We start from the raw sequence: 17332 nt of genomic DNA on the forward strand, positions 1-17332 counted from the left end.
GTTGAGTTCTCAAGGAACGGACACTTCCTTCGGACCGCCTTCCAGCGGACCCTCCGGGCGTTTCGCTCTTTCGTGTTTCCAGCTTATCAGATCCGCGCCCGGCCGTTTTACCGGGGTTTTTCTGATTCGCTTTCCGCCTTTCGGCGCTCCCGAACTCTACCAGAGTTTTTCGCGTGCATTTCCCGGTCGATTTCTCGAAGGGGTGTGCGACGGTCGACTCGTCGGAGGAAGGGGGCCGTTACCGGTTCGCAACCAGTTTCGGCGACTCGTCCAACGTTAGGGCACTGGACTGCGAGCGTCAAACACCAGGGGCCGGATCTGGCTGGATCCGGCCCCTGTGGGGTGTCGTGGCAGCTCAACCGCGTTGCGGTTCAAGCCACCTGACGTCAGTTCGACGCGACCTCGACCGCGGCGAGATTGCGCTTGCCGCGCCGCAGCACCAGCCAACGGCCGTGCAGCAGGTCCTCGGCGGCCGGGACGGCCTCCTCGTCGGCGACCTTCGCGTTGTTCAGGTAGGCGCCGCCCTCCTTGATGGTGCGGCGGGCACCCGAGCGGCTCGGGGCGAGCCCGGTCTCGACCAGCAGGTCGACGACCGACTGGAGCTCGGTGACCGTGGCCTTCGGCACCTCGGCGAGCGCGGCCGCCAGGGTGGCCGGCTCCAGGTCGGCGAGGTCGCCCTGGCCGAAGAGCGCCTTGGAGGCGGCGACCGCCCGCTCGTACTGCTCGGCGCCGTGCACCATCGTGGTGAGCTCCTCGGCGAGGGCCCGTTGGGCGAGGCGCGCGGCCGGACGCTCCGCGGTGTCCCGCTCCAGCTGCTCGATCTCCTCGCGCGAGCGGAAGGAGAAGATCCGCAGGAAGTTCGAGACGTCCCGGTCGTCCGCGTTCAGCCAGAACTGGTAGAAGGCGTACGGGGTGGTCAGCTCGGGGTCGAGCCAGACCGTTCCGGACTCGGTCTTGCCGAACTTGGTGCCGTCGGCCTTCACGATCAGCGGGGTGGCAAGCGCGTGCACGGACTTGCCCTCGGCCTTGCGGATCAGGTCCGTGCCGGCGGTGAGGTTGCCCCACTGGTCGCTGCCGCCGGTCTGCAGGGCGCAGCCGTAGCGGCGGTTCAGCTCCAGGAAGTCCATGCCCTGGAGGATCTGGTAGCTGAACTCGGTGTAGCTGATGCCCGCGTCGGAGTTGAGCCGGCGGGCGACCGCCTCCTTGGCGATCATGTTGTTGACCCGGAAGTACTTGCCCACGTCGCGCAGCAGGCTGATCGCCGACATGCCGGACGTCCAGTCCAGGTTGTTGACCATGCGGGCCGCGTACTCGCCCTCGAAGTCGAGGAACCTCGAGATCTGGCCGCGCAGGCGCTCCACCCAGCCGGCCACCGTCTCGGGGTCGTTGAGCACGCGCTCGGCGGTCGGCTTGGGGTCGCCGATCAGGCCGGTGGCCCCGCCGACCAGGCCGAGGGGCAGGTTTCCGGCCAGCTGCAGGCGCTTCATGGTGAGGATCTGCACCAGGTTGCCGAGGTGCAGGCTGGGCGCCGTCGGGTCGAAGCCGCAATAGAACGTGACCGGGCCGTCCGCGAACGCCTTGCGCAGTGCGTCCTCGTCGGTGGACAGGGCGATCAGCCCACGCCACCGGAGCTCGTCGACGATGTCCGTCACGGTCACGCTTCTCCTTCGGTCGCGTCCGGCGTTGTCCGCGGCCCGCCGTGGGCCCCGCGCCTGGACGACTCCAGCGTTCTAGAGAGTACGCGCATCGGGCCAGCGGATTTCGGCCCGGCCGGGGGGCGGACGGAAATTCCGTTGTTGCCGGTGGCCACGCGAGTTCACAGTGGACCCACCGCCGAGTGCGGCGAGGACGGGACGGTCGTGCCTGGCGGCACGGCCGCACAGGGGAGGTGGCCGGAACGATGCGCAACACGCTGGTACTGAATGCGAGCTACGAGCCGCTGACGACGGTGTCGCTGAAGCGCGCCGTGGTGCTCGTCCTGCAGGACAAGGCGGTCGTGGAGCACGCCCATCCGCTGGGGATGGTGCGCGGTACCGGTGTGGCCGTTCCGGTCCCCCGGGTGATCAGGCTGAACCGGTACGTGCGGGTGCCCTTCCGACAACACGCGCCGTGGTCGCGGCGGGGCGTGCTCGTCCGGGACCAGCACCAGTGCGCCTACTGCGGCCGCCGGGCGACCACCGTGGACCACCTGGTGCCCAAGTCGCGCGGTGGTGCCGACAGCTGGATGAACACCGTGGCCGCGTGCCCGGAGGACAACCAGCGCAAGGCCGACCGGACGCCCGAGCAGGCCGGGATGAAGCTGCTGCGGCGGCCGTTCGAGCCGACGCCGGAGGCGACGCTGATGCTCGCCCTCGGCCTGCGCGGCAGTGAGCTGCGTGAGCTCGCCGCCTGGCTGCCTGCCAGCGCCTGACCGGCGCTGCCCGACGGGCCGGTGCCCGCACGGGCGCCGGCCGCAGACCGGGGGCGGAGACCCGTCCCCGTGCACCCACGCCGCCGGCCGGCCCGATCGGGGGACGGGCCGGCCGGCGGCGTGGGGTGCGTCAGCCCTTGGCCTGGAATGCGGTGGCGCTGCCGAAGTTGGCCGAGTGCTCGGGGAGCACGACGACCTTGCCGTCGGCGGAGAGCAGCCGGCCGGCCGTGAGCAGCGAGCCGGTGCCCAGCGGGAAGGCGCCGCCCTGGGTCTCCTGGCCGCCCGCGAGGGCGAAGCGGCTGATGTGGGCGGGCTGGTCGAGGCGCTCGTCGACGGCGAGCAGCAGGCCGCCGCCGTCCAGGCCGACCGCGCGGGACTTGCGCTTCTCCGCGACGGCGGTCGTCCAGGTGGGCTTGCCGGTGGCGAGGTCGTAGGCGGTGACCGAGGTGGCCGGGCCGACGCCGTCGGCCGGGCCGAGCGCGGCGACCATGGTGTTCTGGTGGAAGAAGACGGTCGGCGCGGTGTCGAAGGTGCCGCGGCCGACGTCGAGGCGGCCGGCGTCGCCGGTGACCGGGATCTCGGTGGCGGGGTCGCCGGCGGTGCCCCAGGCGAAGATCCGGTCGTCGGCGGGCTTCTCACCGGTGGTCGCGACGACGGCGGGTTCGGCGGAGAGCACGGTGACGGTCTTGGGCTTGTTGTTCAGCCCGCGCCACCACTTCACCTTGCCGTCGGCCGCGTTGAGGGCGACCGCCTGGTCGGTGGGGGTGCTGTCGGCGCAGCTGCTGTGCAGCACGACGGTGGCGCCGCTCGCGCCGCCGGAGAGGCTGCAGAACTTGCCCTGGCCGGTGTACTGCCAGAGGTCCTTGCCGTCCGCGGCGGCCCAGGCGAAGGCCTTGTCCTCGCCGACCGCGACGACCTTGTCGTCGAGGACGGAGACCTTGGCGTCGTAGCCGTCCTTGGTGTCGGAGAGGTTCTTCGTCCAGGCGGTCTTGCCGGTCTTGGTGTCGACGGCGGCGAGGACGGTGCAGGGGCTCTTGGGGTCGCTGCCGTTCCGGAAGAGCACGCCGCCGAGGCCGGCGGTGTTGACCGTCGGGGAGAGGCCGCACGGGGCGGCGCCCTGGCTGGGGGCGGTGACGGACCAGGTGGGCTTGCCGTCGGCGAGGGCGTAGGCCTGCACGCCGGTGCCGTCGGCGCGGACCACCGCGTCGGCGGTGATCCAGGAGCCGGCGAGGGTGTCGTCGGCGGAGGCCGGGGCGCCCGCGGCGGGCTTGGCGGCCCAGGCCTTGGCGTGGGCGACGGTGTAGGTGCGGGCCGCGGCGGAGTCCGAGCCGCCCCCGCCGGACTTCTCGCCGTCGTCGCCGCCGGTCACCAGGACGGCGGCGGTGACCAGGACGGCGAGCGCCGCGGCGCCGGCGCCGGCCCGGATCAGCAGGGTGCGGCGGCCGGGTCCGTGGTCCGCGGAGACGACGGCGGTCGCGGCGGCCCGGGCGCGGTCGGCGATCGAGCGGCGGCCGGCCGGCCCGTTGCCGTCCGTGTCGTCGCGGTCGTCGCCGTACCTGTCGTCGCGGGTGACGACGTAGGGGCTGAGGGTGCCCCCGGAACCGGCCTCGGGGCTGCCGTCGGGGTCGGCCGGGAAGGCCGTGCCCCGGCCGCCGGTGTCCGGGAACCCGACGGTCGGCATCTCCTGCTGCTGGGTCTGCCAGCTGTCCTGCGCCTGGTCGGCCGGGGCGTAGAGCGACGGCTCGGGGGTGATCTGGGCGTACGCGTCGGCGGTGCCGGTGGAGCTCGCGCCGTAGGCGGCGTAGGGGTCGGTGTATCCGGCGTTCGCCTGGTAGGGGTCGCCGGTCTGCTGCTGCGGGATCTGCTCGTAGCCGCCGGCGTAGTAGCCCTGCTGGCCCGTCTGCTGGTCGTACGCCTGCTGCTGGCCCGTCTGCTGGTCGTAGCCCTGCTGCCCCGCCTGCTGCTGGTACGCCTGCTGGTCGTAGCCCTGCTGCTGGTACGCCTGCTGCTGGTAGGCCTGCTGCTGGTAGGCCTGGGCGGTCTGCGGGTCCCAGGCGGCGGTCTGCTGCTGCCATGCCTGCTGGTCGGCGCCCTGCTGCCAGGCCTGCTGGTCCGCCCCGGTCTGGTACGGCTGCTGCTGGGCGGCCGCCCACTGGTCGGCCGGCTGGTCCGTCTGCGGCTGGTACCAGCCCTGCTGCTGCTGGTAGTCCTGGGCGGCGGCGGGCTGCTGCCCGGTGCCGTCGTGCGGGTACCCCTGGTCGTACGTCCGGGGAGGGTCCTGAGCCATGAAATCCGTCCGTCCCGACTGCTGCTGCAAGCGCCCAGCATCTCATGGCGGCCGGAGCACCCCGCCGGAACGGGGTGCGCTGCGGGCTGACCGGGCCTCAGGACGTGGTGCGCAGCACGTCGTCGATGCGGGCGGCGAGGGTGGTGTCGAGGCCGGTGAGGCCGCCCGCGCTGTGGGTGGAGAGGGTGAAGCGCAGGGTGCGCCAGCGGATGTCGATGTCGGGGTGGTGGTCGAGTTCCTCGGCGGCGACGGCGACGGTGTCGACGACCCGGATCGCGGTCATGAAGCTGGCGGTCTCCGCGGTGCGGACGATCGCCTCGCCCTCGCGGTGCCACTCGGGCAGGGCGGCCAGGGCGGTGGTGATCTCGTCCTCGGTCAGCCGGGTTCGGCTCACGGGTGCTCCCGGTGGGTCGCTGGCGGGCCCGCGGCGGGCGGGCCGCCGGCCGCGGGGTGCGTCACAAGGAGCATAGGAAGGCGGGGCCGCCGCGGCCGGGCGACACGGGTGTCAGGTGAGCAGCAGCCGGGTGACGGCGGCGAGGCCGACCACGACGATGACCGTCCGCAGCACGGGCGGGGGCAGGCGGCGTCCGACCTTGGCGCCGATCTGGCCGCCGACCACCGATCCGGCGGCGATGAGCAGCACGGCCGTCCAGTCGATCGGGGCGACGAAGAGGAAGAAGACGGCGGCGACGCCGTTGACGATCAGGGCGAGGACGTTCTTGGTGGCGTTGATCCGCTGCATGTCGTCCTGGAGCAGCATGCCCATCAGGGCGAGCAGCAGGACGCCCTGGGCGGCGCCGAAGTAACCGCCGTACACGCCGGCGAGCAGGACGCCGGCGAAGAGCAGCGGCCCGCCCTCGGTGCTGCTGCTGCCTCCGCCGCGGCCGCGGCGGGCGGCCACGGCGCGGGAGACCCGCGGCTGGATCACGACCAGCACGAGGGCGCAGAGGATCAGCGCGGGGACGATGGCGTCGAAGGCCTTGCTGGGGAGCTTGGTGAGCAGGTAGGCGCCGGTGAGGCCGCCGATCAGGGAGGCGGTGCCGAGGCGGAGCAGCCGGCGGCGCTGGCCGGTGAGTTCGCGGCGGTAGCCGATGACGCCGCTGATCGAGCCGGGCACCAGGCCGAGGGTGTTGGAGACGTTGGCGGTGACGGGCGGCAGGCCGAGGGCGAGCAGCACCGGGAAGGTGATGAGCGTGCCGGAGCCGACGACGGTGTTGATGGTGCCCGCACCCACACCGGCCAGCAGGACCGCCAGCGCTTCCCAGACCGACATCCGTGATTCCCTCCTTCGCTCCTGTCACTAAGGATCATGCCGGAGGAGGGAGGGCCGGGCCAGGGGTGATCCACGATCCGGACCGCTCCGGCCCCGCGGGGGCTCGCCGCCCTCCCGCGGGGCCGGGCGGTCACCGGGCGGGCGTGCGGTTCGGTGCGGTGGCGGCGGCGGTGGCACCCGCCAGCCAGTCGGCGAAGGTCGTCGTGCCGCGGGTGTCGGGCCGGTCCGTGGTGAGGCCGCCGGCGCGCAGGGCCCGGCCGAGGGCACCGGGCAGCGGCAGGGGCAGTTGCAGGACGCGGCGGCCGGTGACGGCCCGCCAGGTGCGGGCGAGTTCGCGGGCGTCGGCCGTCTCCGGGCCGGCGGCCTCCGTCCGGCCGAGGCGGGCGGGCCGTTCGGCGGCGTCCGCGACGGCACGGGCGGCGTCGACGGCGGCGATCGTCTGCAGCCGGGCCTTCGGCACGGTCAGCAGGCGCCAGCGGCCGAGCGCCGCGAAGGCCTCGCCGATCAGTTCGTGGAACTGGGTGATCCGGACGACCGTCCACGGCACCGGGCCCTCGGCGACGGCCCGCTCCTGGGCGGTCTTCACCGCGTAGTAGCCGACCGGCACCCGGTCGCAGCCGACGATCGAGACGCAGACGTGGTGGCCGACGCCGGCGGCGCGTTCGGCGGCGAGGAGGTTCCTGGTGCCGTCGACCAGGGTGCGTTCGGCGCCCTTCGCCGAGCGGCTGTTGGCGGCGTCGACCACGACCTCGCAGCCGGCCAGGGCGGCGGCCAGTCCGGCCCCGGTGGTCAGGTCGACCGGGTGCTCGGGCGAACGGCGGCTCAGCACCCGGACCTCGTGGCCGCGGGCGCGCAGTTCCTCGGTGACGTGGCTTCCCAGCGTCCCCGTTCCTCCGACGATGGCGATTCTCATGCCAGGGGGACGACGCAGCCCGTGCGGGTGTGACATGCCCGGGTGCGACATGCGGAGCCGGCCTGCGCCGGCCCGGTACGGGCGGCGCAGGCCGGAGGGGTCTGCCGGGGCCTTACGGCCGGCTCACTCGGGGTCGATCCGCGGGTACTCGCGGGTGGTCTCGACCCGGGGGCGGGCGATGTGCTTGGTCTCGGTGTCCACCGGGCGCGGGGCGGCCGCGGCGGCCGGGCCGGCGCCGTTGCCGCCGGTCAGACCGGTGAAGGCGCCGCCGAGGCCCTTGAGCGCGTCGCCGACCTCGCTCGGGATGATCCACAGCTTGTTGGAGTCGCCCTTGGCGAGCTCGGGCAGGGTCTGCAGGTACTGGTAGGCGAGCAGCTTCTGGTCGGCGTCGCCCTCGTGGATGGCCTCGAAGACGGTGCGGATCGCGGCGGCCTCACCGTCGGCGCGCAGCACCGCGGCCTGCGCCTCGCCCTCGGCCTGCAGGACGGCGGCCTGCTTCTCGCCCTCGGCGCGCAGGATCTGGGCCTGCCGGGCGCCCTCGGCGGTGAGGATCGCGGCGCGCTTGTCACGGTCGGCGCGCATCTGCTTCTCCATCGAGTCCTGGATGGAGGTCGGCGGCTCGATCGCCTTCAGCTCGACGCGGTTGACGCGGATGCCCCAGCGGCCGGTGGCCTCGTCGAGGACGCCGCGCAGGCCCGCGTTGATGACCTCGCGGGAGGTCAGGGTGGACTCGAGGTCCATCGAGCCGATGATGTTGCGCAGCGTGGTGACGGTGAGCTGCTCGATGGCCTGGATGTAGCTGGCGACCTCGTAGGTCGCGGCCCGCGGGTCGGTCACCTGGTAGTAGATGACGGTGTCGATGTTGACGACCAGGTTGTCCGAGGTGATGACCGGCTGCGGCGGGAACGGCACGACCTGCTCGCGGAGGTCGATGCGGTTGCGGATGGTGTCGATGAACGGCACCACGATGTTGAGTCCCGCGCTCAGCGTGCGGGTGTAGCGGCCGAAGCGCTCCACGATCGCCGCGCTGGCCTGCGGGATCACCTGGATCGTCTTGATCAGCGCGATGAAGGCCACCACGACCAGGACGACCAGCACGATGAGGACGGGTTCCACGATTCTCCCCTAGACGACCAGGGCGGTGGCGCCCTGGATTTCGACGACGTCGACCTGCTGCCCCGGCTCGTAGACACTGCCGGGGTGGAGTGCCCGGGCCGACCAGATCTCGCCGTTGAGCTTGATCCGGCCGCCCTCCCCGTCGACCTTCTCCTGTACGACTGCGGTGGCGCCCTCGAGCGCCTCGATGCCCGTCTTGATCGCCGGGCCCTTCTGCAACTGGCGGTACGCGATCGGCCGGACGAACACCAGGAGGGCGACCGACACCGCGACGAACACCAGGAACTGCGGCACCACCCCGGCCCCGAGCGCCGCGGTGAGCGCCGCGGCACCCGCTCCGATCGCGAACATGGCGAACTCCGGCATCGCGGTGATCACCAGCGGTATGCCGAGGCCGACGGCGGCCAGGAGCCACCAGATCCAGCTGTCCACGACGCCATCCTAGGGAGGGGGATGCTTGTGACGCCTAGCTTCCCGCAGGTGAACAGGCGGAAACCGGCCGCCCGTACGGGGGGCGGGTGTTCAGCGGAGTTCAGTGGTTCAGCGCCACCGGGCGGCGCCGCCGCGGGCACCGGAACGGCCGCCGGGCCGCGCGCCCGCCGGAGCGGGTGCGCGGCCCGGCGGCCGTCGCGGACGGGCGGTCAGCCCATCGGCAGGCCCTGCGCGGACCAGCGGTCGCCGCGGCGCTCCAGGGTCAGCGGCAGGCCGAAGCAGAGCGACAGGTTGCGGGCGGTCAGCTCGGTGTCGATCGGACCGGCGACCAGCACCTTGCCCTGACGGATCATCAGCACGTGGGTGAAGCCCGGGGCGATCTCCTCGACGTGGTGGGTGACCATCACCATCGACGGCGCGTACTCGTCCTGGGCGAGCGCGCCGAGGCGGCGCACCAGGTCCTCGCGGCCGCCGAGGTCGAGGCCGGCGGCCGGCTCGTCCAGCAGCAGCAGTTCGGGGTCGGTCATCAGCGCGCGGGCGATCAGGGTGCGCTTGCGCTCGCCCTCGGAGAGGGTGCCGAACTTGCGGGTCGTGTAACCGGCCATGCCGAGCCGGTCCAGCAGGGCCAGCGCCCGGGCCTCGTCGCTGCTGTCGTACTGCTCGTTCCAGGTGGCCGTCATGCCCCAGGCCGCGGTCAGCACCGTCTGCAGCACGGTCTGCTCGCCGGGCAGCTTGTCGAACATCGCGGCGCTCGCCAGGCCGATCCGGGCCCGCAGCTCGAAGACGTCGACCGAGCCGAGCTTCTCGCCGAGCACCGCGGTGGTGCCGGAGGTCGGGAAGAGGTACGTGGAGGCGACCTGCAGCAGCGTCGTCTTGCCCGCCCCGTTCGGACCCAGGACCACCCAGCGCTCGCCCTCGGCGACCGCCCAGGAGACCCGGTCGATCAGCGCGCGACCCTCCCGGACCACGGAAACGTCGACGAGCTCCAGCACGTCACTCATGCCTAGCCTTCCCCAATGCAGATGTCGGCCGTCCGAGGGCCGGCGGCATCGGGCCTCGGGGTTCGGTCCAGTGGTCTCGACAGTCGGTGCGCGGGCAGCGTACTCCCGCCGGTCCGGCGGGCGGGACGGGATGCGCCGCGCACAGCACAGCCCAAACCTACGCCACGCCGATGGCGGAGTTGTCCGTAGGCTGGCGGGATGCTCGCCACACCTGCCGACAATCCCTTCCTGGAGCCGCGCTCGGCCCGGCTCACCGCCTGGGGCAACGCCCTGCTCGCCGGCTCCGCCTCGCCCGACGACGCCGCCGCGGCCGTCATCGGCGGCGACGAGTCCCACCGGGTCACCGGCCTGCCCGGCGACGCGGACGGCGAGCTGCACGGCCTCACCTGGGCGCTCGGACGGCTCCGCGTCCTCGGCGTCCGCGGGCTGCGGCTCGCACTGCCCTCGGCCGGCCACCCGCTGGGGCTGACCGGGCCGGCTCCGTTCAACGCCGGGGCGATGGGCGCCGGGGAGGCCGTCCTGGCGGTCGGCGTACCGATCGGGCTGGTGCCCGAGGTCAGCGTCTTCGGCCCGGAGGGGGACCGCTCGGCGACCGTGCTGTGGCGCTGCTCGGAGGTCAACGACACCCCGCCGGCGGACGTCCCCTCGCTGCACGAGGCCGAGTTCGAGCTCGCGGACGGGCTGCGGCAGGCCACCGTGCTGCTCACCCGCCTCGACGTCGCCGGCGCCGGGCCCGAGGCGCTGAAGGCGCTGGAGTCGTACCGCCGGCGCGGGCACTTTGAACTGCTGGCGCCGGGGTACCCGGCCCGCGCCGTACGGGTGCTGGAATCCGCCCGGCAGGTGTCGGCCCTGCTGTCGATCGCCGCGGGCGGGCACGGCGCGGCGGTCTCCGCCTCGGAGATGGCGGCCCGCCGCGAGGTCCTCGCCCCGCTGGAGCGCACGGCCCGCCGCGCCCAGGTCGCCGCCTACAACGCCCTCGTCGACGAGCCCCGGTAGGCCGACCACCGGGGGCGCGGGCCGGCGCCCCCGGAGGTGCTCCCCGGCGGGTGCCCGGCCCTACGCCTCGGCGTTGCGGACGGCCCAGAGGGCGGCCTGGGTGCGGTCGGCGAGGTCGAGCTTCATGAGGATGTTGGAGACGTGGGTCTTCACCGTCTTCTCGGAGAGGTGCAGCGCGCGGGCGATCTCGCGGTTGGAGCGGCCGTCCGCGATGTGGCCGAGCACCTCGCGCTCGCGGTCGGTGAGGGTGCCGCCGCGTCCCTGGGCGGGCCGCGGGCCGTCGTCGGAGAGCAGCGCCTCGGCGAGTTCGGGCTGGAGCAGCACGTGTCCGGCGTGCACCGAGCGGATGGCGCCCGCGAGCGCCTCCGGGTCGACGTCCTTGTAGACGTAGCCGGCCGCGCCGGCCCGCAGGGCGGGTACGACGGTGCGGTGCTCGGTGAAGCTGGTGACGATCAGGACCTTGGCCCGGTTGCCCTGGTCGCGGAGGATCTTGAGGGCCTCGATGCCGTCGACGCCGGGCATCTTGAGGTCCATCAGGACGACGTCGGGGGCGAGCTGCTGGGCGAGGGCGGCGCCCTCGGCGCCGTCCGCGGCCTCGCCGACCACCTCGATGTCGTCCTGGACCTCCAGGAAGGTGCGCAGTCCGCGCCGGACGACCTGGTGGTCGTCGACCAGCAGCACGCGGATCATCGACCGGCTGTCAGGCACCGGGGACCTCCATCTCCACGACCGTCCCCTTGCCCGGGGCGGACTCCAGCGTGAGGGTGCCGCCGACGGCGGCGGCGCGGTCCCGCATCGAGACCAGGCCGAGGTGGCGGCCGGCCCGCCGGACGGAGTCGGGGTCGAAGCCCTGCCCGTCGTCGGCGACCCGCAGGACGGCGCCGCGGGCCGGGGTCCCGGCGAGGGTGACGTCGACCGTCCGGGCGCCGGAGTGCCGCAGTGCGTTGTGCAGGGCCTCCTGGGCGACCCTCAGCAGGGCGGCCTCCTGGGCGGCGGGCAGTGCCTTCATGTGCAGGGCGCTGAAGCTGACGGCGGCGGTGTGCGCGCGGTCGAGCACCTGGACCTGGGAGGCGAGGGTGGCGGTGAGGCCGTCCTCCTCCAGTGCGGCGGGGCGCAGTTCGACGACGACGGCGCGCAGTTCGTCGGCGGCCTCGGCGGCGAGGCGGGCGACCTCGGCGAGTTCGGCGCGGGCCCGGTCCGGGTCGCGGTCGACGAGGGTGGCGGCGGCCTTGGCGGTGAGGCGCAGCGAGAAGAGCTTCTGCGAGACGGCGTCGTGCAGGTCGTGCGCGATGCGGGCGCGTTCCCCGGCGAGGGTGAGTTCGCGGCTGCGTTCGTAGAGGCGGGCGTTGGAGAGGGCGAGGGCGGCGTGCGCGGCGAGGATCCGCAGGAGCTCCTCGTCGTGGGCGGTGAAGCCGCCGGGCTTGTTGGCGAGGAAGACGGCGCCGAGGATCTCGGTGCCGTCGACGATCGGCATGCCGAGGAAGTCGGTCATCTCGGGGTGGGCGGCGGGCCAGCCGCCGAAGTCGGGCGCGGTACGGACGTCGGCGAGCCGGGTGGGCGTCAGCTCGTGGAGCATCGCGGCGAGGACGCCGTGCTGGCGGGGCAGCGGGCCGATCGCGCGCCACTGCTCGTCGGTGACGCCGTCGACGACGAACTGGGCGAAGCCGCCGTGGTCGTCGGGGACGCCGAGGGCGGCGTACTCGGCGCCGAGCAGGGCGCGGGCGGAGGCGGTGATCCGCCGGAGGACCTCGCGGACCTCCAGGTGACGGCTCATCGCGAGCACGGCGGTGCTGATCGCCTCGATCCCGCCCAGGCAGGGGTCGCAGGCGGGGGCGGGCTCCTCGGGCGGCATGCCCCCACGCTACCGCCGGGCGGGGGGCCGGGGCATGGGGCGACCGGCCTAGGTCCGGGGGCGTACGGCGGCCTCCGGCCCGGGTACGCCGACGGGCGGCGCCCCCGGTGCCGGGGGTGCCGCCCGTGGTGTGCGGTGCGGGTGTCAGCCCTTCTGCATGACCTCGGGCTCGTGGCGGCGCAGGAAGCGCTGGATGAGGAAGGCGAGGCCGACGGAGATGGCGATCAGGGCGAACCAGTTGAGGAAGAGGTGGCCGACGGTGTGGTCCCACAGCGGGTCGACGACCGGCGTGGGCGGGCGGACGTCGGTGTTGTAGGTGACGGCGGAGCTGTGGGCCAGGTCGAGGGTGTTGCCGGTCGCGGCGAGGCCCCAGCGGCCGGGCATCAGCCAGGCGAACTGCTCCAGGCCGGGCTTGTCGAAGACCTGGAAGATGGCGCCGGTGAAGACCATCTGCACGATGGCGAACATGACCAGCAGCGGCATGGTCTTCTCGGCGGTCTTCACGAGCGCCGAGATGGTCAGGCCGACCAGCATCGAGGTGAAGCTCAGCAGGATCACGCCGATCGCCATCTCGGCGGCGGGCATGCTCTTCAGCAGCAGGCCCTCGGCGGGCAGGTCGCGGGTCTTGAAGGCGATCGCGGAGATGACGCCGCCCTGGACGAAGCTGACCAGGCCGAGCACGACGATCTTGGAGACCAGGTAGGCGGAGCGGGAGAGGCCGGTGGCCCGTTCCCGTTCGTAGATCGCCCGTTCCTTGATCAGTTCTCGGACGGAGTTCGCCGAGCCGGAGAGGCAGGCGCCGAAGGCCACCACCAGCAGGATCATCTTGGCGATGTCGTTGCGTCCGGAGGCCTGGCAGGCGGCCAGTCCGCAGTGGTCGGGGATCAGCACCGAGACCCCGCCGAGGACCAGCGGCAGCACCAGGGAGAGCAGCATGAAGCCCTTGTCGGAGCCGATCACCGCGAGGTAGCGGCTGATCAGCGTCCACAGCTGGGAGCCCCAGCTCTGCGGCTTCGGCGGGCGAACCTGGGCCAGCGGCACGCTCGGGGTGGCGTGCTGCACGGGGGCGTCCACGTCGGCGGAGTACTGCCGGTAGTGGACGGAGCCCTTGTAGCGGCCGGCCCAGTCGTGGTCGGGGTAGTTCTCGAAGGCCTGGAAGACGTCGGCCCAGGTCTCGTAGCCGAAGAAGTGCAGGGCCTCGGACGGCGGGCCGAAGTAGGCCACCGAGCCGCCCGGCGCCATCACCAGCAGCCGGTCGCAGAGCGCGAGTTCGGCCACCGAGTGGGTGACGACGAGGACGGTGCGGCCGTCGTCGGCCAGACCCCGCAGGGTCTGCATGACCTCGCGGTCCATGCCGGGGTCGAGGCCGGAGGTCGGCTCGTCCAGGAAGATCAGGGACGGCTTGGTGAGCAGCTCCAGGGCGACCGAGACGCGCTTCTGCTGGCCGCCGGAGAGGGCGGTGATCCGGTTGTCGGCGCGCTTGTCGAGGCGCAGCTCGTACAGCACCTCGTCGATCCGGCGCTCGCGCTCCGCGGCCTCGGTGTCACCGGGGAAGCGCAGCCGGGCGGCGTACTTGAGGCCGCTGCGGACGGTGAGCTCCTTGTGCAGGATCTCGGACTGCGGCACCAGGCCGATGCGCGAGCGGAGCTCGGCGAACTGCTGGTACAGGTTGTGGTTGTCGTACAGCACCTCGCCGCGGTCGGCGGGGCGGTAGCCGGTCAGGGCGCGCAGCAGGGTGGACTTGCCGGAGCCGGACGGGCCGATGACGGCGACCAGGGACTTCTCCGGGACGGAGAAGGAGACGTCGTTGAGCAGGACCTTCTTGCCGCCCTTGAACTCGACCTCGACGGTCAGGTGGCGGGCGGAGAAGGTGACGGCGCCGGTGTCGACGAACTCCTGCAGCTGGTCGCCGACCAGGACGAAGCTGGAGTGGCCGACCGTCAGGCGGTCCTGCGGGCCCATGAGCTGGCGCTGCACCGGCTGGCCGTTGAGGAAGATGCCGTTGTGGCTGCCGAGGTCGACGATCTCCCATCGGCCGTCGGCGAGCTGCCGCAGCTCCGCGTGGTGGCGGGAGACCTGCAGGTCGGAGACGACGATGTCGTTGTCCAGGGCGCGGCCGATGCGGATGGTGCGCATGCCGGCGGTGAGGTTGCGCACCATGGTCGGGTTGCCGAGCCCGTTCGGCAGCGGCGACCGGCCCTGCTGCGGCGGGACGGGGGCGTGCTGCTGCCCCTGGTGCGGCACGACCGGCTGCGGCGCCGGGGTGTCCCACTGCTGGTGGACGGGCGGCTGCTGGTGCTGCGCCCAGGGCTGCTGGGCGGGTGCCTGGTTGGCCGGGGCCTGGTGAGCGGCCGGCGGCGGTGCGGCCCGGCTGGTCACGGCCTCGTGCACGCCGGGCTGCGGCGCGGGCGCCTGGGCCGGCGCGGAGAACGCGAGCCGGGGCCCGTTCTCGGCGTTGCCGAGGTTGACCACCGCACCGGGGTGGAGCGGCACGTGCTGGGTGCGGGCACCGCCCGCGTAGGTGCCGTTGGTGGATCCGTGGTCCTGCAGCTGCCAGCCCGCCCCGTCGAAGGCGATCGTGGCGTGCCGCCACGAGACCCTGGCGTCCTCGAACGTGAAGTCCGAGGCCGGGTCCCGTCCGATGGTGTACGCGCGGCCCGGCTCCAGGACGGTCTGCTGCCCGTTGAGCTCCAGTACGAGTTGCGGCACGTCCGCCTGCCCCCGCTCTCTCGGTCCCCCGATTGGCTCCCCACGTGGGGAGTTGTGCGTCTGATCTGACGGGGGAATCATTCCAGCCCCGCGGTCGTACCTGAAAGTCACCTCGGCCTTTGTGACCGGGCGGCAACGAAATCGGGGCCGCCGCGTCGTCCCAGCGTGCGGACGCCGGGCGTGGCACCGCGCGCCGGGCGGGTAGCGTGGGAGGCACCATGAACGCGACTGATCCGGCCGCCGAGCCCGGCCCCGCCCAGCAGCCACGGACCGACGACGAGCGGACGCTGCTCGTCAAGGTGTTCGGCAAGGACCGCCCCGGTATCACCGCGGGCCTGTTCGCCACGCTCGCCGAGTACGGCGTGGACGTGATCGACATCGAGCAGGTCGTGACCCGTGGCCGGATAACGCTGTGCGCCCTGGTCACGCCGCCCTCCGGGCAGGCGTCCGAGGGCGGGCTGCGCGTGACGGTGCACCGCTGGGCCGAGGAGCTCAAGCTGCAGGCCGAGATCATCTCCGGCACCGGCGACAACCGGCCGCGCCGCGAGGGCCGCTCGCACGTCACCGTGCTCGGCCACCCGCTGACCGCCGCGGCGGTGGCCGCGCTGGCCGGGCTGGTGAGCGAGGCCGGCGGCAACATCGACCGGGTGTTCCGGCTGGCCAAGTACCCGGTGACCGCGGTGGAGCTGGCCGTCTCCGGTCTGCCGACCGAGCAGCTGCGGGCCCGGCTGGCGCCGGAGGCCTCGGCGCTGGGCGTGGACATCGCGGTGGTCGGCGCCGGCCTGCACCGGCGGGCCAAGCGCCTGGTGGTCATGGACGTCGACTCCACGCTGATCCAGGACGAGGTGATCGAGCTCTTCGCCGCGCACGCCGGCTGCGAGGCGGAGGTCGCCGAGGTGACGGCGGCCGCGATGCGCGGCGAGCTGGACTTCGCGGAGTCGCTGCGGGCCCGCGTCTCGCTGCTGGCCGGACTGGACGCCGCCGTGGTGGAGAAGGTCCGCGCCGAGGTTCGGCTGACTCCGGGCGCCCGCACGCTGATCCGCACCCTGAAGCGGCTCGGCTACCAGGTGGCGATCGTCTCCGGCGGGTTCACCCAGGTCACCGACCACCTGGTCGAGCAGCTGGGGCTGGACTACGCCGCCGCCAACACCCTGGAGGTCGCGGACGGCAGGTTCACCGGCCGGGTCACCGGCGAGATCGTGGACCGCGCGGGCAAGGCCCGCTGGCTGGCCCGGTTCGCCGAGCAGGCCGGGGTGCCGCTGGCGCAGACGGTGGCGATCGGCGACGGCGCCAACGACCTCGACATGCTGAACGCGGCCGGGCTGGGCGTGGCGTTCAACGCGAAGCCGGTGGTCCGCGAGGCCGCGCACACCGCGGTCAACGTGCCGTTCCTGGACACCGTGCTCTACCTGCTGGGCATCACCCGCGACGAGGTCGAGGCGGCGGACGCCCTGGACGGCAGCGTCACCGACTGATCCGGCGGCGGCACCGCACCAGCACGGAGGGTGGCTCGGGCGTAGGCCCCGGCCACCCTTCACGTACCGGCCGTCCCGGCGTACCGGCCGTCCCGGGCCGGGTCTCAGTCCTGCGGCGTGTGGTACGAGTCCAGCTTGGCGACCCCGGGCTCGACCGACTTCCAGGGGCCGGCGAAGCTGAGGACGGCGATCGCGGCGGTCGGGAAGCTGCTGAGCCTCAGCCGGTTGAGCGCGTCCACGTCGCCCTCGTCGCCGGCGAGGACCTGGGTGAGGCCGAGCACGCCCGGGTTGTGGCCGATCAGGATCAGGTCGGCGAACTCGTCCGGGGTCTCCTGGAGCACCGCGATGATCTCGCCCGGGCTGGCCTCGTACACCCGGTCCTCGTAGACCGTGCGGCGCGGGCGCTTGGGCAGTTCGTGCGCCGCCAGCTTCCAGGTCTCCCTGGTGCGCAGCGCGGTGGAGCAGAGCACGTAGTCGGGGTTGATGCCGGAATCGGCCAGCCAGCGGCCCGCCTCCGGCGCCTGGTGCCGCCCGCGGTCGGCCAGCGGCCGCTCGTGGTCGGCCACCTGGTTCGGCCAGTCGGCCTTGGCATGACGGAGAACGATGATCCTTCGGGGTGTGTCGGCGCTCATACCCCTAGAGCTTTGCAGAAAATGTGCTCCCGGGCGCGGGGTCCGCGCGGTCGCCACCCGCAGGAGTGGAGACGGTGTGCGGACCCCGTCAGCCCAGGCGGGCGGCGACCATGGCGATCACGGCGACGAGCACGACCACCCCGGCGATCACGCCCATCAGCTGGAGCAGCTTCTTCTGGCCGTCCTGCGGCTCGGGTTCGAGAACTGGCATGCGCAGAGTGTCGCATTCCGACGGT

16 protein-coding genes are annotated in these 17332 nt (G+C 73.1%); 3 read left to right on the forward strand and 13 right to left on the reverse strand.

Annotation, left to right across the window (positions count from 1 at the left end; all coding sequences use genetic code 11):
- Nucleotides 1–386: 386 nt before the first annotated feature.
- Nucleotides 387–1652 (reverse strand): tyrosine--tRNA ligase, encoded by a 1266-nt coding sequence (gene tyrS, locus AB0O09_RS30870; RefSeq protein ID WP_363547435.1) that lies wholly within the window; start codon nt 1650–1652, stop codon nt 387–389.
- A gap of 248 nt (nt 1653–1900) precedes the next feature.
- Here tyrS and AB0O09_RS30875 point away from each other — a divergent pair, with 248 nt between their 5' ends.
- On the forward strand, nt 1901–2410 hold the full coding sequence (locus tag AB0O09_RS30875) for an HNH endonuclease (RefSeq protein ID WP_344621893.1): 510 nt from the start codon (nt 1901–1903) through the stop codon (nt 2408–2410).
- 130 nt (nt 2411–2540) lie between these two features.
- Here the strand turns inward: AB0O09_RS30875 and AB0O09_RS30880 are convergent, their stop codons facing one another.
- From AB0O09_RS30880 to AB0O09_RS30910, 7 genes are all read right to left on the reverse strand, one after another.
- Nucleotides 2541–4697 carry a PQQ-binding-like beta-propeller repeat protein gene (locus AB0O09_RS30880; RefSeq protein ID WP_363547318.1) on the reverse strand — a complete coding sequence of 719 codons (2157 nt, stop codon included), beginning with the start codon at nt 4695–4697 and terminating at the stop codon, nt 2541–2543.
- Between the two features lie 97 nt (nt 4698–4794).
- On the reverse strand, nt 4795–5091 hold the full coding sequence (locus AB0O09_RS30885; protein WP_363547321.1) for a 4a-hydroxytetrahydrobiopterin dehydratase: 297 nt from the start codon (nt 5089–5091) through the stop codon (nt 4795–4797).
- Nucleotides 5092–5202: 111 nt separating this feature from the next.
- Nucleotides 5203–5970 carry a sulfite exporter TauE/SafE family protein gene (locus AB0O09_RS30890; RefSeq protein ID WP_344621896.1) on the reverse strand — a complete coding sequence of 256 codons (768 nt, stop codon included), beginning with the start codon at nt 5968–5970 and terminating at the stop codon, nt 5203–5205.
- A gap of 130 nt (nt 5971–6100) precedes the next feature.
- Nucleotides 6101–6883 (reverse strand): NAD(P)H-binding protein, encoded by a 783-nt coding sequence (locus tag AB0O09_RS30895; protein WP_363547324.1) that lies wholly within the window; start codon nt 6881–6883, stop codon nt 6101–6103.
- A gap of 123 nt (nt 6884–7006) precedes the next feature.
- The gene (locus AB0O09_RS30900) at nt 7007–7999 is read right to left on the reverse strand and encodes an SPFH domain-containing protein (RefSeq protein WP_363547327.1); all 993 of its coding nucleotides are present in this window, start codon (nt 7997–7999) and stop codon (nt 7007–7009) included.
- Nucleotides 8000–8008: 9 nt separating this feature from the next.
- Nucleotides 8009–8419, reverse strand: coding sequence for an NfeD family protein (locus tag AB0O09_RS30905; RefSeq protein WP_317634107.1), 411 nt, complete (start codon nt 8417–8419; stop codon nt 8009–8011).
- A gap of 221 nt (nt 8420–8640) precedes the next feature.
- Complete coding sequence (locus AB0O09_RS30910; RefSeq protein WP_344621899.1) at nt 8641–9432, reverse strand: ABC transporter ATP-binding protein; 792 nt, start codon at nt 9430–9432, stop codon at nt 8641–8643.
- 198 nt (nt 9433–9630) lie between these two features.
- Between AB0O09_RS30910 and AB0O09_RS30915 the strand changes: the two genes are divergently transcribed.
- Complete coding sequence (locus tag AB0O09_RS30915; RefSeq protein WP_363547330.1) at nt 9631–10428, forward strand: hypothetical protein; 798 nt, start codon at nt 9631–9633, stop codon at nt 10426–10428.
- Nucleotides 10429–10488: 60 nt separating this feature from the next.
- Here AB0O09_RS30915 and AB0O09_RS30920 read toward each other — a convergent pair whose 3' ends face one another.
- The 3 genes from AB0O09_RS30920 to AB0O09_RS30930 all read right to left on the reverse strand — a co-directional run bounded on the left by AB0O09_RS30920 (nt 10489) and on the right by AB0O09_RS30930 (nt 14989).
- Complete coding sequence (locus tag AB0O09_RS30920) at nt 10489–11118, reverse strand: response regulator transcription factor (protein ID WP_344622036.1); 630 nt, start codon at nt 11116–11118, stop codon at nt 10489–10491.
- A gap of 10 nt (nt 11119–11128) precedes the next feature.
- Nucleotides 11129–12280 carry a GAF domain-containing sensor histidine kinase gene (locus AB0O09_RS30925; RefSeq protein ID WP_363547333.1) on the reverse strand — a complete coding sequence of 384 codons (1152 nt, stop codon included), beginning with the start codon at nt 12278–12280 and terminating at the stop codon, nt 11129–11131.
- 144 nt (nt 12281–12424) lie between these two features.
- A complete protein-coding gene (locus tag AB0O09_RS30930; RefSeq protein ID WP_363547336.1) occupies nt 12425–14989 on the reverse strand; it encodes an FHA domain-containing protein in 2565 nt (854 codons plus the stop codon).
- Between the two features lie 218 nt (nt 14990–15207).
- Between AB0O09_RS30930 and serB the strand changes: the two genes are divergently transcribed.
- Entirely contained in the window at nt 15208–16464 is a 1257-nt protein-coding gene (serB, locus tag AB0O09_RS30935; RefSeq protein WP_363547338.1) for a phosphoserine phosphatase SerB, read from the forward strand.
- Nucleotides 16465–16568: 104 nt separating this feature from the next.
- Here serB and AB0O09_RS30940 read toward each other — a convergent pair whose 3' ends face one another.
- Both AB0O09_RS30940 and AB0O09_RS30945 read right to left on the reverse strand, forming a co-directional pair.
- On the reverse strand, nt 16569–17096 hold the full coding sequence (locus AB0O09_RS30940) for a histidine phosphatase family protein (RefSeq protein ID WP_363547341.1): 528 nt from the start codon (nt 17094–17096) through the stop codon (nt 16569–16571).
- Nucleotides 17097–17184: 88 nt separating this feature from the next.
- Complete coding sequence (locus AB0O09_RS30945) at nt 17185–17307, reverse strand: SGM_5486 family transporter-associated protein (protein WP_263103153.1); 123 nt, start codon at nt 17305–17307, stop codon at nt 17185–17187.
- Between the last annotated feature and the right edge of the window lie 25 nt (nt 17308–17332).

It is taken from the genome of Kitasatospora sp. NPDC093679 (assembly GCF_040683455.1).
GTDB classification, from domain to species: Bacteria; Actinomycetota; Actinomycetes; order Streptomycetales; family Streptomycetaceae; genus Kitasatospora; species Kitasatospora arboriphila.

Excerpts from the sequence above, each read along its gene's own strand:
- AB0O09_RS30875 (WP_344621893.1), top strand. The coding sequence starts at position 1,901 with ATGCGCAACACGCTGGTACTGAATGCGAGCTACGAGCCGCTGACGACG.
- AB0O09_RS30880 (WP_363547318.1), bottom strand. The coding sequence starts at position 4,697 with ATGGCTCAGGACCCTCCCCGGACGTACGACCAGGGGTACCCGCACGAC.
- AB0O09_RS30890 (WP_344621896.1), bottom strand. The coding sequence starts at position 5,970 with ATGTCGGTCTGGGAAGCGCTGGCGGTCCTGCTGGCCGGTGTGGGTGCG.
- AB0O09_RS30895 (WP_363547324.1), bottom strand. The coding sequence starts at position 6,883 with ATGAGAATCGCCATCGTCGGAGGAACGGGGACGCTGGGAAGCCACGTC.
- AB0O09_RS30910 (WP_344621899.1), bottom strand. The coding sequence starts at position 9,432 with ATGAGTGACGTGCTGGAGCTCGTCGACGTTTCCGTGGTCCGGGAGGGT.
- AB0O09_RS30915 (WP_363547330.1), top strand. The coding sequence starts at position 9,631 with ATGCTCGCCACACCTGCCGACAATCCCTTCCTGGAGCCGCGCTCGGCC.
- AB0O09_RS30920 (WP_344622036.1), bottom strand. The coding sequence starts at position 11,118 with ATGATCCGCGTGCTGCTGGTCGACGACCACCAGGTCGTCCGGCGCGGA.
- AB0O09_RS30925 (WP_363547333.1), bottom strand. The coding sequence starts at position 12,280 with ATGCCGCCCGAGGAGCCCGCCCCCGCCTGCGACCCCTGCCTGGGCGGG.
- serB (WP_363547338.1), top strand. The coding sequence starts at position 15,208 with ATGAACGCGACTGATCCGGCCGCCGAGCCCGGCCCCGCCCAGCAGCCA.
- AB0O09_RS30940 (WP_363547341.1), bottom strand. The coding sequence starts at position 17,096 with ATGAGCGCCGACACACCCCGAAGGATCATCGTTCTCCGTCATGCCAAG.
- AB0O09_RS30945 (WP_263103153.1), bottom strand. The coding sequence starts at position 17,307 with ATGCCAGTTCTCGAACCCGAGCCGCAGGACGGCCAGAAGAAGCTGCTC.